Here is a 21,077-nt window from a genome sequence, read left to right on the forward strand (position 1 = left end):
AGAATTTAAATGGAAAACAATCAAATCACTCTGCCCGATAATTCATTGGTAATTTCCAAAGAAGGCAACGTAAATTTGGAGCAAATTCCTGCTTCCGATTTAGCCAATTATCAATCGCTTTCCAACCAATTGAACGAAAACGATAGCAATTCCATTATTAATTTTGGTGCCGAAATTCAACAAAACATTTCCAAACAAAGTGATACGTTTTTAAATTCGGTTCGTACGTATAATTCGGGTGAAGTGGGAAGTCACATCAACGAATTATTAACCGAATTGAACTATATTGATGTAGACGAATTGAATCAATCGGGATTCAAGAAATTCATCTCGGCCATTCCGTTTTTGAAAAATTTGGTGGTGAACGTGGAGAAGATTTTCCAGAAATACGACAAAGTAACGGCCAATATTGACAAAATAAGCAACAAGGTTAAAGCCGGAATGATCAATTCGGCCAAAGATAATGCCGCGTTACAAACCATGTTCGAAAGTAATGTAAGTCAGATTAAAGAAATTGAAAAGTACATCATTGCTGGTAACATCAAATGGAAACAAGTTACAGAAGAATTGGCTGTAATGGAAGGCAATCCGTCGAATTATCAAGATTATCAAATTTCAGATAAACGCGATTTTGCTCAACGTTTAGACAAGCGTTTAGCTGATATGAAAATTGTTCGTTTCATCATGATGCAAACTTTGGCACAAATCAGAGTGGTTCAAAGCAACAATACATCGATTGCTGAAAAAGCACAATCGATTTTAACTACTACAATGCCAGTTTGGAAAAATCAATTGACATTAGCAGTAGCGCTACAACGTCAGAAACAAAACATCGAAGTACAACGCCGTGTTTCCGAAACGACCAATACTATTTTACAGAAAAATGCCGAAATGCTCCGTCAAAATAGCGTAGAAGTTGCCAAAGAAAACGAGAATACCATCGTTTCGCTCGAAACATTAAAAATGACAACCAAATCGTTAATCGATACCTTATCTGAAGTGAAACAAATTCACCAACAAGGTGCTGAAACACGAAGACAGTTGGATTCTGGTTTACAACAATTGGAAACCGAATTAAAGAAAAGTGTCGTGGGATAAATTATAAAGACTAACGCTTGGAAGCTAAAGAGCTAATCATACACAGTGAAAAACGATTAAACAAATTAAAGGTTCTAACCAATTTTTTTAATCAAGCCAAAGTTATCGCTATTTTAGTGAGAACACGGGTGATTCATGATGTTTTTAGCTCAAACCCAACGTTAGATGCTAATAAATTAGAACTTTTTCACTTGCAGTATACTGACTCATTGTTGGAACTGTTAGTCAAGTTAAAAAAGAACATCGAGCAAAAGTATTTGCTGCTCAACAACGAAATTCAAATCAACAACGATATCATTAAATCGTTGGAAAATGAAGTGGAGAACGACGATTTCTTTGTAAAAGTCAAACAACACAATATCGTTATGCAGCAAATTATGGAACGTTTGTATACCGAATTAGCCTACGATAAAAAATCAAATCAATTGGTTGGTCTAGAAAAGATGAATCAATTGTCAAACGAATTGGGAATCGAATTTTACCGAAAAATAACGTTGACGGATTACGAAAATTTACACAAGCTTTCTTCTAATCAGGTGTATGAAATTTTTGGCTTTCGTATAGAAAAAAAATTACTCGGAAAACTCAACATCCAACAGTTTAAACTTAAGTTTTTATGTGGGTTACAATTCAATAATGAGTTCATCGAAATATACGAATTCATTCATTTCAACGAGTATTTTGTGTTTTTCAAAGATAAAAAGGAATTTCTTTTTATTAATCCCAAAAGTTTCAGTACTATTAATTTCTCAAAAAACAATTCTAATAAAAAAGAGATTGTTTTAGAGTTGAAAACTAAAAACTTAGATTTAACCAATAAAGCAGAGCAATCACTAAAAAATATTCCACACGATATTGAAGTAGTGTTGACCAATTATTTAGATAAAATTTCGTCGTTAGAATTTTTAGATGAATTACAATCTATTGACGAACAAACCAATGTATTACGAACCATGTTAAACATAAACATAAAATAAAATGGCAATTAATTTAGAAAAAGGACAAAGAGAAAAAATTAATCTTCCCAGTTTTAAAGTAGGATTAGGTTGGGACAGCAATACCAGCGCTACTGGAGAAGCATTCGACGTAGATGCATCCGTGTTTTTATTAGGAAGCGATGGGAAATTGATTAGTGATAATCATTTCGTGTTCTTCAACAACCTAACTTCTCCCGATGGTGCTGTAGTTCACAGCGGTGATAACTTAACTGGTGCTGGCGATGGTGATGATGAAGTAATCAATGTTGATTTATCTAAAATTTCAAATGATGTTGCCGAAATCACTTTTGTGGTTACTATTCATAAAGCAGCTGACAGAAGACAAAACTTCGGTCAAATTAGAAATTCTTTCATTCGAGTAGTCAACCAACAAACCAATGAAGAAACTGTGAAGTACGAATTAGACGAAGATTTCTCTATTGAAACTGCCGTTGAATTTGGAAGAATATACAAACGCAACGACGAATGGCGCTTTGAAGCCGTAGGAAACGGAATGAAAGGCGGATTACAAGATTTTTTAACTAAATACCAAAAATAAACCATGGCAATTAACTTAAGTAAAGGTCAAAAAATCGACCTAAGAAAAACTTCAGGTGAAACATTAACTAACTTTTGTGTAGGTGTAAACTGGGGTGCAATTGAAAAGAAAACATTATTTGGCCTTTCAAAATCGGTTCAAAACATCGATTTGGATTTAAGTTGTGTTTTAATTGATGATCAAAATAACTTGTGCGACCACTTGTATTCGCCTTTGTACCGAGTTGAAATTTTACAACAATTTGGTTTACCAAAAGGAAAATTACTTACTTCTGATGGCGCAATGAAACATACAGGTGATGATTTAGAAGGTGATAAAGGTGGCGATGATGGTTTGGATAACGAAATCATTACTGTTGATTTAACAAAATTAAACCCAAATGTGGCTCAGATTTTCTTCTTCTTAAATAATGCTGGAGCGGAAGATTTTTCTCAAATTCCGTATGCTAAAATCAGAATGTACGAAGGAACTCCAACACGCGTAACTTCGGTTTTTGCTGATTATAATGTATCGGCAGAAGCTCAATTTGCTGGAAAAAGATCCATCATCATGGGTAAATTATACAAAAGAAATGGTGAGTGGAAATTCAGCGCCATCGGAGATCCAACTGAAGATACGTTCTTAGGACAAACTATTCATAAAATTGTAAAATCATACCTTTAGTTTATGGAAATTAGAAATATAGAAGGTTTGTCAGTAGCGCAAATCAGACAATTAGTTAATGAAGGCGGACGATTCGTTCATTTTCCATATACCATCTCTATCGTTATAATGACGTTCAAACGCAGTTCAAGCATCTATTTTGTTCGTCCCGATGAGAACTCATTCAAATATTCCTACAAACACGTTGGAACTAATTTGATGTTGGGTTGGTGGGGAATTCCTTGGGGTCCAATTTACACGATTGGTTCGCTGTACCACCATCTTTCGGGTGGAAAAGACATAACCCAAGAGGTTTTAAGTCAGTTGATTCAGCATGATCCTGAAGCAAACACTTCAACTTATGCTATTAACGACTTAGTGAATCCAAATAATTCAAGTAATACAACTAGTACTTCAGATTCACCTTACAACATTCCGCGTAATTAAAAAACAAATACCATGAGAAGATTACCCGTTTACCTTTTATTAGACACCTCAGGTTCAATGAGTGGTGAGCCAATCGAAGCAGTAAAAAATGGTGTTCAAGTGATGATCAGCTCTTTGCGTCAAAACCCACAAGCCATTGAAACTGCTTTTATCAGTGTCATTACGTTTGACACTACGGCACAACAAATCATTCCATTAACCGATTTGGCTTCGTTTCAAATGGTCGATCTAAAAGCTACTGGTGTTACAGCTTTGGGTGAAGCACTTCAATTAGTAGCCAACAAAATGGATACTGAAGTGGCCAAAACTACTACCGAGCAAAAAGGTGACTGGAAACCTCTTGTATTTATAATGACCGACGGAATCCCAACCGATGATTGGCAAAGAGGTCTGCAAGCATTCAAACAGCGTAAAACTGCTTTTACTGTAGCCTGTGCTGCTGGAAGTAATGCTGATGCAAGTGTTTTAAAACAAATTACCGACAATGTGGTGAGTTTAGATACAGCTGATAGTGCTAGTATTTCTAAATTCTTTTTGTGGGTAACTGCTTCTATTGGAGTTTCTTCTACGCGTGTGGAAGACAGTGGCAAAGAAGTTACAGGTTTAAACGAATTACCTCCGCCTCCACCCGAGTTGAATATTGTAGTGTAATTAAAAACAGACCCATTTTTGAAAATTGAGCTATGAGAAGATTACCTGTTTATTTTTTATTGGACACTTCGGGTTCCATGTACGGCGAACCCATTCAAGCGTTGAACAATGCGTTGAGCAGTATGATTAATACTCTTCGTCAGGATGCTCAGGCATTAGATTCGCTGTGGATCAGTATCATCACTTTTGACAGAGAAGTAAACGAAGTTTGTCCTCTTACCGAGCTGGCTATGTTTCAATTGCCTGAAATTGTATGTCCGCAAAGTGGCCCAACGCATACCGGAAAAGCATTAGAAATGCTGCATTTAAAAGTACAAGCCGATGTCATTAAAGGAACCGATTCTCAAAAAGGCGATTGGAAACCTTTGTTTTTCCTTTTTACCGATGGAAAACCCAGTGATTTAATGGTCTACCGTGAAATGATTCCGAAAATTAAATCGCTTAATTTTGGAGCCATCGTATGCTGTGCCGCCGGAAATATGGCTGATGATAGTCTTTTGAAAGAACTGACCAATGATGTTGTTCATTTGGATAATGCCGACAGTACTGCATTGAAACAATTCTTCAAATGGGTATCTGAAACTATTGAACAAGGAAGTAAAAGTCAAGGTACAGGCGAAAGCCTCGAGTTACCGCCACCGCCAAGTGAAATAACATTAGTGATTTAATATGCCTGGTTTAATTTCTTCCATTATAAAAACCGCTACCTTTCTCGACGAAGCTTATGCCGAAGCACGAGAAGGTGAATTTGATTCAATTGTACTCACAAAGGAAGAAATTCTCAGAAATATGAATATTGATGAACTTACTATTTGCTACGCTACATCAAGAATTCAAAATTATACAATACGAAAAGCACAATTAGTTTTATTGAGTGATCAAATTAAAAGTTTTCAAGTTTCAGAAATTATAGTACAACACCAATGCATTTATCTCAAAATCAAACACTCCATTCCGTTCAATTCGGGTGCGTTTGATTTTGGTTCTGTTTTAGCTGTAAATTTTGTGGAACCCAATGAAAATGTCATAGTATATGGCTATCCGACACGTCATGAAAACGAAAGAGTAGCATTCAGCAATATTGCTAACGAAATAACAGCCGAACTATTCAAATCATTTACATGATAAAAGCCTTCATTTACATACTTATTATTGGATTGTTCCTCTACTCCAAACTATTGCCTTATAAAGACAAATTAAATAGTCAATATAAGGGAATATTTAACTTTTTTAATTCGATTTTCAGCCCTATTTTTAACTTTTTAAAAACATTTATTAAACCGTTTCAAGTAGGTTTCGGACTTTCGGTAGATATGACTCAGATTGTTCTGTTAGTTGTTCTACTTATCCTTTCCAATTTATTCTAAAATTATGAGAAGACTTCCTATTTATTTCTTGATTGATGTTTCAGAATCGATGGTAGGCGACCAAATTCAACTCGTTGAAGACGGAATGGCAACCATCATCAAAGCCATCAAGCAAGATCCACATGCTATAGAAACCGTTTGGGTTTCCATTATTGTATTTGCAGGTCAGGCAAAAACATTAGTTCCTTTACAAGAAATTGTGAGTTTTTATCCACCAAAATTTCCTATTGGTGGCGGAACTTCACTGAGTAAAGGATTGGGACATTTGATGTTTGAATTAAGGAAAAATACAGTAAAAACAACGTATGAACAAAAAGGAGATTGGAAACCTATTGTGTTTTTATTTACTGATGGAGTTCCTACTGACGATACTAAATCTGTTGTAGCCGAGTGGAAACAAAACTGGGCAAGAACAGCCAATTTAGTCGCCATTTCTTTTGGTGAAGAAACCGATACTAAAATATTGAGTGAATTGACTGAAAATGTACTTCACTTTAAAAATTCAACCGAAGAAGACTACAAACGTTTCTTCAAATGGGTTACCGATTCGATAAAAACAAGCAGCATCAGTGTTGAAAATAATGCATCCGGATTTGAATTGGCGACTTTAGACAACGAAACATTATCCAAAATGGATCTTTCTAAAACGCCTCCACCAAGTTTGTATGTCGACCCAAATTACGTAGTTTTAGCTGCCAAATGCCAAAATACTAAGCGTCCGTATTTGATGAAATACCGAAAGTTTATTCAGCCTTCAGGATTTGCTGGTTTAGAAACAAGAGCCTATCGTTTGGTGGGCGGATTTCAAGTGGACAATACCTATTTTGAATTGTGCGATGAAAATGAAATGCAAACTAAAGTCAGTAGCGACGAACTTATGGGTGCGCCAGCATGCCCATGTTGCGGAAACCAATACGGTTTTGCAATGTGTGTGTGCGGAAAAATTCATTGCATTGGCGACGAACAAGTGAGTACATGTCCGTGGTGCGGAAATCAAGGAACGTACGAATCAGGAAGCGGTGGATTTGACGTTAACAGAACTCTCGGGTAATCAAATCAATGTCAACTATTAAATCGTATATTGAAAAATTATTACTAGCGAATGGAGTTACAATTACTCCCGATAAATCCGCTTTTTTTGATGCATTTACATCCGACGAGAAAGTCATTGAACAATTTAATGTAATTCAACAAAATCAAACTGAAATGGTGAAAGACTATGTGCTTCGAAATAAAATAAATGACATTATTCACAATCACATGCAGATTCCTAACGGAACTGTGGGAAAAACCTACGAAACCATTATTGATTTTGAGCAATTAGGATGGAACGAACTTATTCACTCCGAATTTATTGGTTTAGAAGAATGTGGATTGTCGTTCGATAGTAAAAATGACACCATTTCTGGAATTCCAACTACTAGTGGTGAATACAAAATAAAGTTTCTGTTCAAAGTAGATGGCGAAAGTGAAAATGCTCCTTTGAATGAAAAAAACATCAACTTAATCATCAATGCCGATCCAAAATCATTGTGGAAAAATGTTGATAGTGATACAAATGATCCGTATTGGAAAGAAGACAATGTAGCTGATTTTCAACCTTTAGGCGATAAACATATCGTTGTAGCTTCCAAAAGAGGTCGATCACATGCTAACGTAGGTTCGTTCCGCGATGATGATTACGCTTTCAAATTCTACGAAACTACAGGTTGGAGCGTTGTGGCTGTTGCCGATGGAGCTGGAAGTGCCAAAGCATCACGAAAAGGTTCGCAAATTGCTTGTCAAGAAGTAATCAATTACTTTGAAAAGAACCTTACAACTACTCTATCATCAGAATTGGATGTGCTCATTGTTGAACATCATAAAGAAGCAAATGCTGCTGCAGAAGATAGTACTGAACTAATTGCATCTAGTGATGAAATTACAATCGAAACTACCAAAAACAAAATTGGTCGTTTCATCTACAATCACTTAGGAAGCTGCGCTAAATCGGCACACAATAAATTAGAAGAGTTTGCACTCGCTAACGATATCAACAGCAAAGAATTACATACCACTTTAATATTTGCTTTATTCAAAAAGTATGAATTTGGTTATATCGTAATGACTTTTGGTGTTGGCGATTGTCCAATTGGTATCATCAACAAAGATCAAACCGATTTTAAACTAATGAATTGGTTGGATGTAGGCGAATTTGGAGGCGGAACGCGTTTCATCACCATGCCTGAAATTTTTACCAGTGATAAATTTGTAACGCGCTTCGGATTTACTGCCATTGACGATTTTTCGTATTTAATGTTGATGACCGATGGCATTTATGATGCTAAATTTGTAGTCGAATCCAATCTGGAGAAATTAGAAAAATGGAATGAATTCATAACGGATTTAAAAGGAACTAACGACGACAAATGCGCTGTTGTTTTCGACGCAAATAATTCGGAAATTGCACATCAATTATCACAATGGATGGATTTCTGGAGTCCGGGAAATCACGACGATCGTACTTTAGCCATTATTTTTTAACTAACAAAATATGCCTACAATAACTGTAAAATCAATCATTACTGGAAACACCTATCACTACGTTGATGATGGTGAACCCAAAAGTGGTACAGCCAAAAATGTGTATTTCAGTCCGGATAAGAAGTACGTAGTAGCTATTTTTAAAGAAAAACAAGATTTCAATCAGAAAGAGCGACTTAAAAAAATTACTTCGGATTATTTGAACCGCATCAAAAACAATGAAGGCGGCGATTACTATCTAGATGAAATTTACCGTTGGCCAACAGATGTAGTAGAACACAATGGAAAAACGGGAATCATTGTACCGATTTACAACTCCAAATTCTTCTTCAAAAAAGGATATGCGAGTCAGGATTTAATTCAAGGCGAAGAGAAAAACGGTAAGTGGTTTGCTGGAGCAAAGTTCAGAAACAAACAATTCCCGTTGTGCTTGGATCAGTCCGAATTGGGCAAATGGATCAACTATTTTCAAGTTGGTGTGAATTTGTCACGCGGTGTAAAAAAAATGCATCAAATGGGATTATCGCACTCTGATTTGTCGTACAACAATGTTTTGATTGACCCACAAACAGGTTCAGCCTGCATGATTGATTTGGATGGCTTGGTTGTTCCCGGACTTTTTCCTGCCGAAGTAATTGGTACAGCCGATTTTATTGCACCAGAAGTATTGGCAACCAAACATTTGAGTAAAACCGATCCGAATCGAAAATTACCCAATCGTTTGACTGATTTGCATGCTTTGGCATGTTTGATTTACATGTATTTATTGCATCGTCATCCGTTAAAAGGCGGAAAAGTACACGATTTAGATACTGAGAAAGACGATTTGCTTTCGATGGGTGAAAAAGCACTATTCATCGAACATCCAATTGACAAAACCAATCAACCCAAATTGAATCAAGTTTCCAAATGGGACGTGTATTGGTCGGATGTGAATAAATTGCCGTATACCATTACCGGACCGTATTTAAAACCACTTTTTGACCGTGCTTTTGTGGATGGTTTACACAATCCGATGCAACGCCCAACCGCAGAAGAATGGGAAATTGCCTTGCTCAAAACCACCGATTTGATTCAGACGTGTTCCAACCCGTTTTGCGACCAAAAATGGTATGTTTTTGATAATACCAATACACCTCAATGTCCGTTTTGTGGTACAAAACACCAAGGAACTTTGCCCGTACTCGATTTGTACTTTCAGTTTCAAGAATCGGTTTGGAAACCCGAAAATCATCGCCTAATGGTGTACAACAATCAATATTTGTTTCAATGGCATGTGAATCGGAATGTGATTCGAAACGAACGCCTTACAGCCGAACAAAAAGTGCCTGTTGGGTATTTTACATTTCACAACAACAAATGGGTTTTTGTCAATCAGAAATTAACTTCGTTAGTAGACAAAACGGAAGAAAAAGACATTGCCATTGGCGAAATGCTCGAACTGACCGACGGAAAGAAAATACTGCTTTCTAAAGAAGAAGGTGGACGCGTGGTAGTGGTAACTATGGCCAATAAACAATAACAATTCAACAATAAACAACAAACAATTAAATTTAGTAACCAATAAACAATTATATGAACAATCATCCCATTTTTTCTGAACATCCTGGACTTATTGCCATTTTTGCAATAGCAGTGGTCGTTATGCTGCTTCTCGACTTAGGTATATTCAACAAAAAAAGCCACGAAGTAAGCAATAAAGAAGCCATTACTTGGTCAATCGTTTGGATATCATTGGCCATGCTTTTTAGTGGTTTAGTTTACCATTATGCAGGCGCGACTAAATTCTACGAATTCCAATCGGCGTATTGGATTGAAAAAGCACTATCGGTCGATAACTTATTTGTATTCATACTCGTCTTCAAGTTTTTTGATGTAGCCAACTCAAACAAACACAAAGTATTATTTTGGGGAATTGTAGGTGCGTTGGTATTGAGAGCACTATTCATCTTTTCGGGTGCGTTCTTAATCGAATTGACGTATTTGAACAAGATATTAGCCATGATGGGAATGGAAGGTTTTAAATACGATATCAACATCATTATGACGTTGTTTGGATTGTTTTTGGTGTATGCTGGAATCAAGTCATGGTCGTCTGGTGATGACGATGACGATGAAGATTACAACGATACTCGTGGCGCTCGATTAATCAGAAAGTTCTTTAGCGTAAGCGATAAATACGATGGTGACAAATTCTTTACCATCGAAAACGGAAAGAAATTAGCAACTCCTTTATTGGTGGTAGTAGCCGTTATTGAGTTCACCGATTTACTTTTTGCTGTCGATTCGATCCCTGCGATTTTTGCCATCTCTAATGATCCTTTCATCTTATATACTTCCAACATTTTTGCCATCTTAGGATTACGTGCTTTGTTCTTCTTATTGGATAATTTCATCCATTTATTCAACAAACTGCCGTATGGTTTGGCCGTGATTTTATCATTCATCGGAGTGAAAATGATTATTGCTCCGTTCTATCACATTGAATCGGTGATTTCATTGATGGTAATTGGTGGTGTATTATTGATTTCCGTAATTCTATCGATTATGTTTCCTACTAAAGAGGAAAAAGAAGAGGATAACGAAGATTAATACTAAAAATAAAAACTTCATTATAAAGAAAATCAGTCTAACGGCTGATTTTTTTTTTATAAATACCCATTTGTAGTGAATCACAGCTCATTTGATGTTTCTATTTTTAGTAATGTAAAAAAGGGTGTTTTCACCCTTGTTCACTATTCTGATTCACTTTACTTTTGATTAATGAAATTGATTCAATTGTAAATCATTAATAATCAGTTTTTTATTTTAACTTCTAAATCAACAACTATGGAGCTATTTATTAAAATTAAAGGTTATTTCATTCCTATCATTCAATGTATTGGCAACCTGTTTAAACCTATTTATCTGTTTATGCCAGGTTTGTTTTTCTTGATGGCTTACTATTTAATTATCGTATTTATGCCTATCGGACAAGACATGTTGATGCACACTACTGAAAACGGATGGCCGTTTATTTTTACTAATTTAAGTTTACTGATTTGGATGCATTTTGCATGGTTGAGTTCGCGTTTGGTAGCCGACGAATATCAAGCTAAATTAAAGCTAAAAAAGTCAAAAATATACCATCATTTTCCTAGAATACTGGCGTATAATGTTCCTGTTGGTTTACAAATTGCTGCATTGAACTTACCAACAATTGGGTTTTCCAATAACTCTTGGTGGTGCTTTTTCCTTTTGTTTGTGCTGCATAACGCCTTTTATTTTTTGTTGGATTATGTATTTTTCAATCAGTTGGATCGTAAAATAATTAAGAAAAAAGCCTATGGTTTTGTAATTGCCATCATAATTCTGTACATCTTATTTTTGATTTATGTTTTTACTGAAGAAACCCAAAACGTAGAATTCTTTGAGTTCAACTACCGACAACACGTTTGGGTGTGGATGCTCACTTCTATTTTTTATTTTGTATTGCAAATCTTATTTGTAAAACTAACCATCTGGAAAAGGATGCTTTATAATAATTTAATAGACCGTGAACACAAAATGCCTGTATGGAAAAACTGGTATAATCTTTTAAGTTTGTGCACTACAATTCTGTATTTTGTTATTGTGCTTTCTACTCAATTTGCTCACTTATATGGCTCTTTGGGTTGTGTTTTGTTGGGGTTTGGTATTTGGTTAGGATTTGTATACTTAATAAAGTTTTTAGCCATTCGCTATGATGTAAAACTAGGATTGCCTCTACTCTTATTGGCCGTACTGATTGGATTGTTTAGTGACCCGTATGATGTAGATTTACCAACAACCGATAAACCACAATTTAATCGTCGACCGGATTTGGATATGTATTTGGAACGTTGGGTGAAAAACAAAGCTCGTTATCAAGAAATTAATCAAGCTACTCCCGAAAACCCTTACCCTGTATATTTGGTAATTGCCGATGGTGGTGCTTCTAAATCGGGTTATTGGGTGGCTTCTGTTTTATCCAAAATGGAGGAAACCACAGAATCAAAAGATCCGTTTTCTAACCATTTGCTGAGTATTGCCGGTGCATCGGGTGGTTCAGTGGGAAATGCTGTTTTTTATTCTTTATTAAAAGAAAAACACATTAAAAAACATCCTGTTAATTACAGTTTAGAAACCAAAAACTTTTTTAAAGGCGACTTTTTGACGTACACTGCAGCTCGCTTTTTGGGTCCGGATTTGTTTCGGCATTTTATACCCGGAATTCCGATGGACGACCGAGCTGCTGCCTTAGAGGAAGCTATGGAGCAAAACCCTGACAGCCCACTTTTGGGTTCCTACTTTAACCGAACCATCGATAGCGTGTATGATTATAACGGACGTTTGCCTTTGTTTTTTATCAATACAACCAATTTGGATTTGGGCATTTCGGGTGTCATCAGCAACATCAAAATAACTCCTTATTTCAGCAACCGTATGGATGTATTGCAAGAAGTGGATTCGGATGTATGTGAAAAAAATCGCTTCAGTACCATTAAATTGAGTACTTCGGTATTGCTGGGTGCACGATTTCCGTATGTTTCACCCGCTGGAGAAATCAATGGAAAGTATTTTGTTGATGGTGGTTATTTTGACAATAGCGGTGGCGGTATTACTTTAGAATTGGTTCAATACATCAAAGAACGAATAGAAGAAAGTCAAGAAGATGCATTAAAAGCTACTAACGGACCACGACGTTGGGCATTGAATCAATTGTTGCAAAAACTACAGTTGAAGGTACTGTACATTAGTAATGGAGTACCTCATAACAGCAATGAGAGAAATCGTTTGCATCCGCTTATTAATGATGTTGCAGCTCCGCTATTGACTGTATTTGGCACATATGGGCAACAAACCAATTTGAGCAATAATAAGCTCAACATTTACATGAATAAATGGTACAAGAATCGACGTTGGAATCCGTATCAGAAAATTAATTTACCGTATACTGCCAACGACACTATTATACCTTACCCGATGAATTGGGTAATTTCGGATTACAATTTAAAACGAATGGAAAACAACAATTTGAAGAAAGTTAAGGTCGAGGATTACCTACAACTCTAATAACACGAACCATTAAAATACCCACTAGTAGTGATTTTTGGATTCCTTTTTTTGAGTTATCTTTATACTGTTTCAATTGGATTGATATTAAATACTTGATTTAAACAACACACCTTAAATTTATAACTATGGAAACATTTGTAACCAAACAAGCATCGAATTCTAAATTGTTTTTAAAAGTAGATGTAGACTTTAAAGACTTGGCTCGCACATGGGTAATCAAAGAGGAAAGCAACGCTACTAACCCGCAAAAGGTTTTAGTGAAAGACTCAAAACCGGGTGACGGAAACATCAATTTTTTTGAAATTGGAGAAACAATTACGTATAAAGACATTAATAAAGTAGTTATTGTTACTTATTTAGATCTTCAAAAAATAACGGATACGGAGGCGTTCATGAAAAACTTAGTCATTAGCTATTATTTAGTAGAAGACGATGATGTACCGGGCAACTTTATCGAAAGTAAAATTTATAAATGTAAAAAGTCGGAGATGGTTGTTTCTGCACAAAAAAAGATACTTTTAATTACTAAAATAATTGAAATAAAATGAGAACCTCATCCTACCTCTTTCTACTTTTTGTTTTAACAATACATTCGTATTCACAACAAACCATTAAAATAAGTGATTTGGAATTGCCCAATGCTCCTGCTTTTACCCTTTTGGATAATTCGACAACCACTATCAGTTCACCTACTACAACGCAGGCATTAACACTGAGTTTGCTCAACGCTGCCTCGGCTTCAAATGGTTTTCCTACGGATTATGCATTGGAATTCACACCGTACTGGGTTTTTCAAAACAAAAGCCGAAATTTTAATGATTATTACGAAAATGAGACTAAGAAAAGCTATTCAAAACCTTACAAGAACTTATCATTTTCGATGGCCACGGTAAAAAAAGATACCATTCAAAATGTTTCTGTCGGAATCAAAACCAATTTGCTAACCATCAACAGAGCCGATAAAATTGCTGCTATCAACACATTAAACACGGTGAATCTTGTCAATTTTGCTGCTTTATTAGACGATGCCATTAGTCCGATTAACGATCCGCATCCTTCAGGAAGTAAAGAATCTCAGGAGTGGCAATTGGCTCAAATAAACGCATTAGAAACCAATGCAACTTATATTGATCAGAAAAAGAAAATATACGATATGGTAGATGAAATAAATGCACTAAAACCCGTTTTTTCTATTGATGTTGCTACCGCATACAATCATTTTTTTGATCAGAATGAATTCAAATCGGGTAAGTTTGGACGATTTGGTGCCTGGATGACTATGAATGGTAATTTTAGATTTGAGAATAAAAAGAACTACTTGTGTTTATATCAATACACTCGATTCTTAGTAAACGAAATGAATTTCAATCCAGAAACGCTCACTTATGATAAAGATAAAAGTTTGGATGTCGGAGCCAAAGTAGAATTCCAATTGAACGACTTAGCGGTTGGCTACGAATACATAGTACGAACCAGTGAGTCGGATAATTACCGTTCTGTGGGAAGCATAAAATACAAAGTCAATGATAAAATCACACTCAATGGTGGATTTGGTAAAAACTTCGAAGCAACCGATAATCTTGTTTCTTTTTTTGGAATCAGTTGGGGAATTACCGCAAATAATGAAATTAATATGAAGTAATTTTAGAAGGGAGAAAGCTGTCAGCAATCAGCAGTCAGCAGAAAGCAGATTAGAACTTTGGTTCTTACAAAGAACTCTTCACTTTGTGGGGAGTTTTTTTTTGGTGAGTGGCAAAGTTTCAAAGTTTCAAAGTTACGAAGTTACAAAGTTACAAAGTTGCAAAGTTACGAAGTTGCAAAGTTGCAAAGTTTCAAAGTTTTAAAGTGAATGATACTTGTTCTATGTTCTATGTTCATTATCAATTATCCATTATCAATTGTCAATTGTCAATTATCCATTATCAATTGTCCATTATCAATTAAAAAAAGGGTGTTTTTCCTCTATTATAACCGAATAAACACTAATACATTTGATTTGCACTAATTATAAAATACTGTAAGTCATGAAAGTAGGAATATATATTGATGGTTTAGGGCAATCAGTAGCAGAAGAAAATGCCATTAGCTATGCTACTCGACTGACCAACGAATTAAAAAATCATACCGAAGGGATTCAGTTTGATATTAAAATCGAAAAGGTAAAATACTTGAAAGAGTTAGAATCAAATGTTATCAGTATCATTCAGAAGCAAGAGCGAAAACAAACTGTAATTTATAAACTATACGAGTACCAATACGGAGAACAACTCACCAAAGATTACAACGAAAAGAATATTCTCTATAAAAACTACTTGCTGTTTAGCATTGTATTTAAGAAATTACCTTTGTTGATTAAGCGGATTTTTGTTCCTACAAAAGGGTATAATTTTACCTTTCAAACTTTCTATATATTTTCGCTTTTCTTTTTTGTTGCTCTGTCTATATTGTTCATGATTCCGTCTACTTTGGCAGTAATATCCAGTTTTGAACCACCTAAAGAATTCATAACTTACATCAAAGAACACCAATGGTTGTATGAAAGTGCCAAATGGATAAAAGATCATCTGATTGTAAAACCTGAAACTTTTGTTTCCATCATAGCGTTTATTCTGCTTATTGTTCCTAAAGCGAATGTGGTGATTCCGAATTTGGCATCCGAATTTGTGAGTGCGCACTTGTATTTGCAATTCGGACAAAAAAAACAGGATATTTTAGGAAATATAGACGAACTCTTTGATTACATCTGCGAAAATGAAACGGATGCCGAAATTCATTTTCATACCTACAGTTTTGGAACATTAATAGCCTTGGATTATGTGTTTCCGTATGGTAATGAAATATCGGGAAATACGTTAAATCGCACTAAAGCCATTATTACCATTGGTTGTCCGTACGATTTTATCAATTCGTATTACCCAAGTTATTACATCGATCGCTGTTCCAAAATAGAAAGCAAAAAAATCAAGTGGATTAACGTGTATTCTATTTTTGATGCTTTGGGAAGCAATTTTAGAAACAATCCCGACAAAGGTGAAGCCGAATACGGTGTTGGAACCAACGGTTTGCATCCGGTTAACATTAATTACGAAGTAGCCAATTTGAATCAGACTAGTTTCTTTAATTTCTTATTGCTTAACAACCTAAAAATTCACGGTATGTATTGGAGCAATTCTACTGAAGGCCGCAGTTGCTTGAATCCTATTTTTAACAAAATGCTCGATCTACATTTGATTGAAATAGCTACCTATGAGGTGTAGCAATTAGATTGCAGAAAGCCGAAGACAGTTTATGAACTCTGTTTAAAAATAGAGTTCTTCAATTTAGAGTAGAGTTTTTAATGAATATTAAATAAAAGGTGGTGTCAATTTGTACTTAAATGAAAATAAGACCAGTCCAACTTTTGATTTTATTTCATAGCGCTCAAACAAGGCGGTACGGTAGGCTTCTACAGATTTGACACTCACACACATAATGTCGGCCATTTGATCATAGGTGTATTCGTGTTCATCGCAAACCAACTGTAAAAAATGCAATTCTCTTTGTGATAATACAATTTGTTCTGTTTTTTTTACACCATTTAGTTCATAATTTCTTATGCGTTTTAATATCTCGGTGATATTATTATACCCAATGGTAACGATATTATCGATGGCAAATTTCAAATCGGCAGCGGTACAATTTTTATGCAAAAAACCCCTAGCACCATGGTGATAAGCATCGTTGATGATGGACTCTTCAAAATGCTGAGTGAGCAATAACACCTTGTATTCGGTATCTTTTTCTTCTAGCGCTTGTAGTACTTCTATGCCATTCATACTGGGCATTGAATAATCTAAAATATACATATCGGGTGGCGGTTGCAAGGGCAACGCTTCTAAAAATTCGTCACCGTTATCAAACTCATGAATCACTTCATAGTTGCTTATTTTTTGCAACAATTCTTTCAATCCGTGACGAACAATAGCGTGATCGTCGATGATGCAGAGGGTTGTTTTTGACATACTACTTTATATTTTCCGAAAGGATCACAGTTGTACCCTCTCCTATTTTAGACTTAATTTCCAATTGATATTCAATGATTGCTGCCCGACTTTTCATATTGGCTAATCCGAGCGATTGCTTTGTTGTAGCATTTACCTCAAACCCTTTTCCATTATCACTCACTTGTAAGGTAAAATGTGGCATTGCCCGTACCACAATATCAATTTTGGTCGCCTTGGAATGTTTGAGTGTATTATTGATTAGCTCTTGAAAAATACGGTAAATTACGATTTTTTCGTTGGCGGTAAACACTTTTTGAATTGACTCTTCACTATCGAGTTGAATGGTAATTTTAGGGTTCTTTTGCAAACGCTCGACTTCGGTAGTAATGGCTTTAAGCAGATCTTGTTGCAAGAGCAATTGATTGTTGAGCGCATGACTGATACTGCGAATGGATTGCGATAAGTTGTTCACCGATTGCGACAACGGTTCCAATTGACTATTTAACTCCGGTGAATCGAACTTGAGGTTTTCGATTTGAAAGTTGATGTAGGTCAGTTGCTGCCCAGCATCGTCGTGTAGGTCTTGGGAAATATTGTTGAGTACCTGCTCTTGAGTTTCAAGAATCGCCTCATTGATGTTTTTTTGGAAGTCAAGCTCTTTTTGGTTGTGCTCTTTGATTTTTTTGATGTAGAGTTTGCCCAGCAATATGCAAAACAAGATGACAAGACTGATAAAAAGCAATCCAATAATAATTCCTAATGCAATATATTTATTATTCATTTCTTAAACGGCGTTCTTTGTATATATATATGTTGATGATTGCATAATAAATGAGATTCACGTAATAACTTACAAATTTATAAAGGTTGGTATTGCCATAAATAATCGTAGAACGGATATCCTTTTTTATAAATCCGAACATTAGGCTAAACCCTAAAAAGAATAGTAGCGGGGCAATTATCAAAATAAATCTGTTGGATTCAAAAAAGGATAAGTTTTCTTTTTTTAATTGATAGAAACTCTCAAAAAAAACAAAAGCTAGGTATATAAAAGCACCCAAGACAAAAGTGATTTTATTTATCTTAAATTTTCCTTCAAAGAAAACAATATATAGGCTGAATAGAAGATAAAACACCATACAAAACCTAAAAAAAATTGACATAGGTTAAGTGCTTTTGTAGGATGCAAAACCAAAAAAAAGCATTAAAAATGATATATAAGCTCACATACAAATCAATATTTAAAGGATTGTACTTATTATATATCAGGATTATCTCATTGGTAAGGCTTATGAATAGTATCAATAGAATATAAAAATCTTTCCTCACCAACCCTATCTTATATAGAAAGTGTAGCATCGTAATCAATACGAGCAAGTTGACAGGGTTAAGTGATGAAAAAAAGTATTGCATATTTAGTTACCTGAATCGGTTGAGATATCGTAATATAGAGGTCTCCGACTACTAATTGTCCTATCCAATTTAAAAATTATAACAGTATAACGTTTGGTTTCAGTTGTTGGTCCATTAGGTGTAGGATTGGTTATTGGTGTCGTAATATAATTGGTTCCTTTTGTAACATGGAGTAAATCGTTATCCCCCATTTCGTTTATAATGCCTAAAAACATTGGAATATAATAGCAAGAAGTAGTTACATTGAATTTTTTAACACCAGCGTAGTCAATTTCTGCAACGGTTTGCTGATTGTTGGGGTTAAATTCAACCCATCTATGATAGTCTGGCTCTTTAAGATACAAATCTATAATAGATTTTACTTTTGCTTTATTATAGACTTTTGTTGGGGGCACACCGTTTCCAACGCCATTACCGTCCCAAAATAAATCGACATAAACGTTGTACTGTTCTTCAGTTATTGAATGTCTACTTCCTAATTCCTCTAAAGCCTCCTTTGCGTCACTACTATTTCTGTCTTTACTTTCGTAAAAATTCGCCAATTGAGTAATTGACATTTGTTGTAAAGATTTATTTTGGGTCTCATATGTTTCTTTCTCACCAGTTTCTCTGTCAAAGTCAGCTTTCTTTGTAGCTGGTTCATCGTTGTAAATTTTATATCCAATAAAAATACCCACAAGTATGAGCAATATTGCTACCAATACTAATTTTAGATTTTTCATAATTTTAAGTTTTAAGTTAATAAATAATTTTCAGCAAAGATTATCCCTAACCATTTGACTCACAATAGTTGAATATATAAACTGAAAATAGGGGTTTCCCTAATTGGCTTGCGTACAGCTAAAATACTACTTTTTTTTAAAAAAATCACTATTTACTACATTATCAACTCATTAGGTAAAAACCTATTGCCTTTTTGGGGTAATGCCTACGCTTTGTGGCTTGGTGTTAGAGTAGTTTTGGAGTGTTCAACTTTTAAATAATAAAATGATGCCAATAAAAAAAAATGCAAACAGAGCTATTCTGAGCAAACCTATTGTACCTCCAAAAAATGTAATTGGAGTATGTTATGCTACAGAAAATGAATTAGCTATTTATGACCAACCTAATGGTAAGGTTGTAAATAGAGTACTATTAGGAACTTATTTATCAGTAACTGATAAGAAAACCGTCAATAATGATGTATGGTTTGAAGTATTTACATATGGTAATGATGGATGGGTAAAAGGTGAAAACACAACTAAAGATAAGCATCTAAAACTGTTTTTTATTGATGTTGGTCAAGGTGATGGAGCACTTATGGAAATTGGAGATAAAACGTTTCTCTTTGATGGTGGACCCAGAAAAGGAAACAATACAGAACGCTTTTTGAAATGGTTGTATAACCCCATTATAAAGAAAAATAAAAAGGTAACTATTGATTATTTATTTATTAGTCATTTTGATGAAGATCACTACGGTGGACTGATAAATATTATTAATAATGAAAATTTTGTTTTTGATACCATCTACGTAGCGGGTATTGGAAAATTTAAAAAAGGAAAAAAGAATACAACATTAGGTGATTTGAATCAAAATTTATTAGTTACCTATTTTGATGATTTAACTCATTTGAAGAATCTCTTTTCAATAGATGGGCAATCACTATTCATCAAATTTATTGATGCTATAACAAATGCAAAGACACAAGGAAGACTAAAAAACGGGATAGAACGATTGTACGTTGACGATCCTAATATTGCAAAATTTGTATTTCCACAAAACAATCAAATAAATAATCTTCCATTTAATATTCAAATTTTGGGCCCCATTTTTAAAACCCAACGAGGTGTAAAAGGATTTGAATTTTTAAAAGATGCTTCACATACCATAAATGGGCACAGTTTGGTTTTAAAAATAATATATGATTCGAAAAGCTTCATGCTAGGTGGTGATCTAAATACTCAAGCTGAAGAAGAGTTATTAGATTTTTACAAAAATAATTTATCTGTATTTGCTGTTGATTTAGCAAAATCATGTCATCATGGAGCATCAGAATTTACAGAGGATTTTATGCATGTTTTAAATCCATTTGCAACAGTCATTTCATCGGGAGATAATGAGATGTATTCTCATCCGCGAGCTGATGCTATCGGATGTGCTGGAAAATATTCCAAAAGCAAGCGACCATTAGTATTTTCAACAGAATTGGCGCGCTCAGTTAACGTTCCAACGCAAGAGATTCAATACGGAATGATAAATGTTAGAAGCGATGGAAAACAAATCTATGTAGCTCAAAAAAAAGAAGGCAAATCAGCAAGTGACATTTGGGATTCTTATGGTCCATTTTAAAAATTATTAA

Annotated in this window: 20 protein-coding genes; 17 read left to right on the forward strand and 3 right to left on the reverse strand. The window is 34.9% G+C overall.

What is annotated here, in order from left to right; genetic code table 11:
* The first annotated feature begins 9 nt into the window (after window positions 1–9).
* The 16 genes from VK161_RS09490 (at window position 10) to VK161_RS09565 (ending at window position 16,597) form a co-directional block, all read left to right on the forward strand.
* Window positions 10–1,098 (forward strand): toxic anion resistance protein, encoded by a 1,089-nt coding sequence (locus tag VK161_RS09490; protein ID WP_324214537.1) that lies wholly within the window; start codon window positions 10–12, stop codon window positions 1,096–1,098.
* Window positions 1,099–1,214: 116 nt separating this feature from the next.
* Entirely contained in the window at window positions 1,215–2,075 is an 861-nt protein-coding gene (locus tag VK161_RS09495; RefSeq protein WP_324214538.1) for a hypothetical protein, read from the forward strand.
* Between the two features lies 1 nt (window position 2,076).
* Window positions 2,077–2,634 (forward strand): TerD family protein, encoded by a 558-nt coding sequence (locus VK161_RS09500; RefSeq protein ID WP_324214539.1) that lies wholly within the window; start codon window positions 2,077–2,079, stop codon window positions 2,632–2,634.
* Between the two features lie 3 nt (window positions 2,635–2,637).
* Window positions 2,638–3,297, forward strand: coding sequence for a TerD family protein (locus tag VK161_RS09505; RefSeq protein WP_324214540.1), 660 nt, complete (start codon window positions 2,638–2,640; stop codon window positions 3,295–3,297).
* 3 nt (window positions 3,298–3,300) lie between these two features.
* Window positions 3,301–3,723 (forward strand): hypothetical protein, encoded by a 423-nt coding sequence (locus VK161_RS09510; protein WP_324214541.1) that lies wholly within the window; start codon window positions 3,301–3,303, stop codon window positions 3,721–3,723.
* Window positions 3,724–3,735: 12 nt separating this feature from the next.
* Window positions 3,736–4,374, forward strand: coding sequence for a VWA domain-containing protein (locus VK161_RS09515; protein ID WP_324214542.1), 639 nt, complete (start codon window positions 3,736–3,738; stop codon window positions 4,372–4,374).
* Between the two features lie 32 nt (window positions 4,375–4,406).
* The gene (locus VK161_RS09520; protein ID WP_324214543.1) at window positions 4,407–5,042 is read left to right on the forward strand and encodes a vWA domain-containing protein; all 636 of its coding nucleotides are present in this window, start codon (window positions 4,407–4,409) and stop codon (window positions 5,040–5,042) included.
* Between the two features lies 1 nt (window position 5,043).
* Complete coding sequence (locus VK161_RS09525; protein ID WP_324214544.1) at window positions 5,044–5,499, forward strand: hypothetical protein; 456 nt, start codon at window positions 5,044–5,046, stop codon at window positions 5,497–5,499.
* A 246-nt stretch (window positions 5,500–5,745) separates the two neighbouring features.
* Window positions 5,746–6,792, forward strand: coding sequence for a TerY-C metal binding domain-containing protein (locus VK161_RS09530; RefSeq protein WP_324214545.1), 1,047 nt, complete (start codon window positions 5,746–5,748; stop codon window positions 6,790–6,792).
* A gap of 8 nt (window positions 6,793–6,800) precedes the next feature.
* The gene (locus VK161_RS09535) at window positions 6,801–8,264 is read left to right on the forward strand and encodes a PP2C family serine/threonine-protein phosphatase (RefSeq protein ID WP_324214546.1); all 1,464 of its coding nucleotides are present in this window, start codon (window positions 6,801–6,803) and stop codon (window positions 8,262–8,264) included.
* A 10-nt stretch (window positions 8,265–8,274) separates the two neighbouring features.
* On the forward strand, window positions 8,275–9,786 hold the full coding sequence (locus tag VK161_RS09540; protein WP_324214547.1) for a helix-hairpin-helix domain-containing protein: 1,512 nt from the start codon (window positions 8,275–8,277) through the stop codon (window positions 9,784–9,786).
* A 53-nt stretch (window positions 9,787–9,839) separates the two neighbouring features.
* Window positions 9,840–10,856 (forward strand): TerC/Alx family metal homeostasis membrane protein, encoded by a 1,017-nt coding sequence (locus VK161_RS09545; RefSeq protein ID WP_324214548.1) that lies wholly within the window; start codon window positions 9,840–9,842, stop codon window positions 10,854–10,856.
* Window positions 10,857–11,093: 237 nt separating this feature from the next.
* A complete protein-coding gene (locus tag VK161_RS09550) occupies window positions 11,094–13,337 on the forward strand; it encodes a hypothetical protein (protein WP_324214549.1) in 2,244 nt (747 codons plus the stop codon).
* Between the two features lie 128 nt (window positions 13,338–13,465).
* A complete protein-coding gene (locus VK161_RS09555; protein ID WP_324214550.1) occupies window positions 13,466–13,888 on the forward strand; it encodes a hypothetical protein in 423 nt (140 codons plus the stop codon).
* Window positions 13,885–14,982 carry a hypothetical protein gene (locus VK161_RS09560; protein WP_324214551.1) on the forward strand — a complete coding sequence of 366 codons (1,098 nt, stop codon included), beginning with the start codon at window positions 13,885–13,887 and terminating at the stop codon, window positions 14,980–14,982. Before VK161_RS09555 ends, VK161_RS09560 begins: the two co-directional genes overlap by 4 nt.
* A gap of 382 nt (window positions 14,983–15,364) precedes the next feature.
* Complete coding sequence (locus tag VK161_RS09565) at window positions 15,365–16,597, forward strand: hypothetical protein (protein WP_324214552.1); 1,233 nt, start codon at window positions 15,365–15,367, stop codon at window positions 16,595–16,597.
* Window positions 16,598–16,684: 87 nt separating this feature from the next.
* On the opposite strand, the gene VK161_RS09570 is transcribed toward VK161_RS09565, so the two are convergent.
* The 3 genes from VK161_RS09570 to VK161_RS09580 all read right to left on the reverse strand — a co-directional run bounded on the left by VK161_RS09570 (window position 16,685) and on the right by VK161_RS09580 (window position 19,458).
* On the reverse strand, window positions 16,685–17,341 hold the full coding sequence (locus VK161_RS09570; RefSeq protein ID WP_324214553.1) for a response regulator transcription factor: 657 nt from the start codon (window positions 17,339–17,341) through the stop codon (window positions 16,685–16,687).
* 1 nt (window position 17,342) lies between these two features.
* Window positions 17,343–18,104, reverse strand: a complete 762-nt coding sequence (locus tag VK161_RS09575) for a sensor histidine kinase (protein WP_324214554.1) — start codon at window positions 18,102–18,104, stop codon at window positions 17,343–17,345.
* Window positions 18,105–18,738: 634 nt separating this feature from the next.
* A complete protein-coding gene (locus tag VK161_RS09580) occupies window positions 18,739–19,458 on the reverse strand; it encodes a hypothetical protein (RefSeq protein ID WP_324214555.1) in 720 nt (239 codons plus the stop codon).
* A 265-nt stretch (window positions 19,459–19,723) separates the two neighbouring features.
* Between VK161_RS09580 and VK161_RS09585 the strand changes: the two genes are divergently transcribed.
* Entirely contained in the window at window positions 19,724–21,067 is a 1,344-nt protein-coding gene (locus VK161_RS09585; RefSeq protein WP_324214556.1) for a ComEC/Rec2 family competence protein, read from the forward strand.
* Window positions 21,068–21,077 lie beyond the last annotated feature (10 nt).

Origin of the sequence: Flavobacterium sp. (assembly GCF_035299245.1) — a bacterium.
Taxonomy (GTDB): Bacteria; Bacteroidota; Bacteroidia; order Flavobacteriales; family Flavobacteriaceae; genus Flavobacterium.

Excerpts from the sequence above, each read along its gene's own strand:
- VK161_RS09490 (WP_324214537.1), top strand. The coding sequence starts at position 10 with ATGGAAAACAATCAAATCACTCTGCCCGATAATTCATTGGTAATTTCC.
- VK161_RS09500 (WP_324214539.1), top strand. The coding sequence starts at position 2,077 with ATGGCAATTAATTTAGAAAAAGGACAAAGAGAAAAAATTAATCTTCCC.
- VK161_RS09505 (WP_324214540.1), top strand. The coding sequence starts at position 2,638 with ATGGCAATTAACTTAAGTAAAGGTCAAAAAATCGACCTAAGAAAAACT.
- VK161_RS09510 (WP_324214541.1), top strand. The coding sequence starts at position 3,301 with ATGGAAATTAGAAATATAGAAGGTTTGTCAGTAGCGCAAATCAGACAA.
- VK161_RS09515 (WP_324214542.1), top strand. The coding sequence starts at position 3,736 with ATGAGAAGATTACCCGTTTACCTTTTATTAGACACCTCAGGTTCAATG.
- VK161_RS09520 (WP_324214543.1), top strand. The coding sequence starts at position 4,407 with ATGAGAAGATTACCTGTTTATTTTTTATTGGACACTTCGGGTTCCATG.
- VK161_RS09525 (WP_324214544.1), top strand. The coding sequence starts at position 5,044 with ATGCCTGGTTTAATTTCTTCCATTATAAAAACCGCTACCTTTCTCGAC.
- VK161_RS09530 (WP_324214545.1), top strand. The coding sequence starts at position 5,746 with ATGAGAAGACTTCCTATTTATTTCTTGATTGATGTTTCAGAATCGATG.
- VK161_RS09535 (WP_324214546.1), top strand. The coding sequence starts at position 6,801 with ATGTCAACTATTAAATCGTATATTGAAAAATTATTACTAGCGAATGGA.
- VK161_RS09540 (WP_324214547.1), top strand. The coding sequence starts at position 8,275 with ATGCCTACAATAACTGTAAAATCAATCATTACTGGAAACACCTATCAC.
- VK161_RS09545 (WP_324214548.1), top strand. The coding sequence starts at position 9,840 with ATGAACAATCATCCCATTTTTTCTGAACATCCTGGACTTATTGCCATT.
- VK161_RS09550 (WP_324214549.1), top strand. The coding sequence starts at position 11,094 with ATGGAGCTATTTATTAAAATTAAAGGTTATTTCATTCCTATCATTCAA.
- VK161_RS09555 (WP_324214550.1), top strand. The coding sequence starts at position 13,466 with ATGGAAACATTTGTAACCAAACAAGCATCGAATTCTAAATTGTTTTTA.
- VK161_RS09560 (WP_324214551.1), top strand. The coding sequence starts at position 13,885 with ATGAGAACCTCATCCTACCTCTTTCTACTTTTTGTTTTAACAATACAT.
- VK161_RS09565 (WP_324214552.1), top strand. The coding sequence starts at position 15,365 with ATGAAAGTAGGAATATATATTGATGGTTTAGGGCAATCAGTAGCAGAA.
- VK161_RS09570 (WP_324214553.1), bottom strand. The coding sequence starts at position 17,341 with ATGTCAAAAACAACCCTCTGCATCATCGACGATCACGCTATTGTTCGT.
- VK161_RS09575 (WP_324214554.1), bottom strand. The coding sequence starts at position 18,104 with ATGAATAATAAATATATTGCATTAGGAATTATTATTGGATTGCTTTTT.
- VK161_RS09580 (WP_324214555.1), bottom strand. The coding sequence starts at position 19,458 with ATGAAAAATCTAAAATTAGTATTGGTAGCAATATTGCTCATACTTGTG.
- VK161_RS09585 (WP_324214556.1), top strand. The coding sequence starts at position 19,724 with ATGATGCCAATAAAAAAAAATGCAAACAGAGCTATTCTGAGCAAACCT.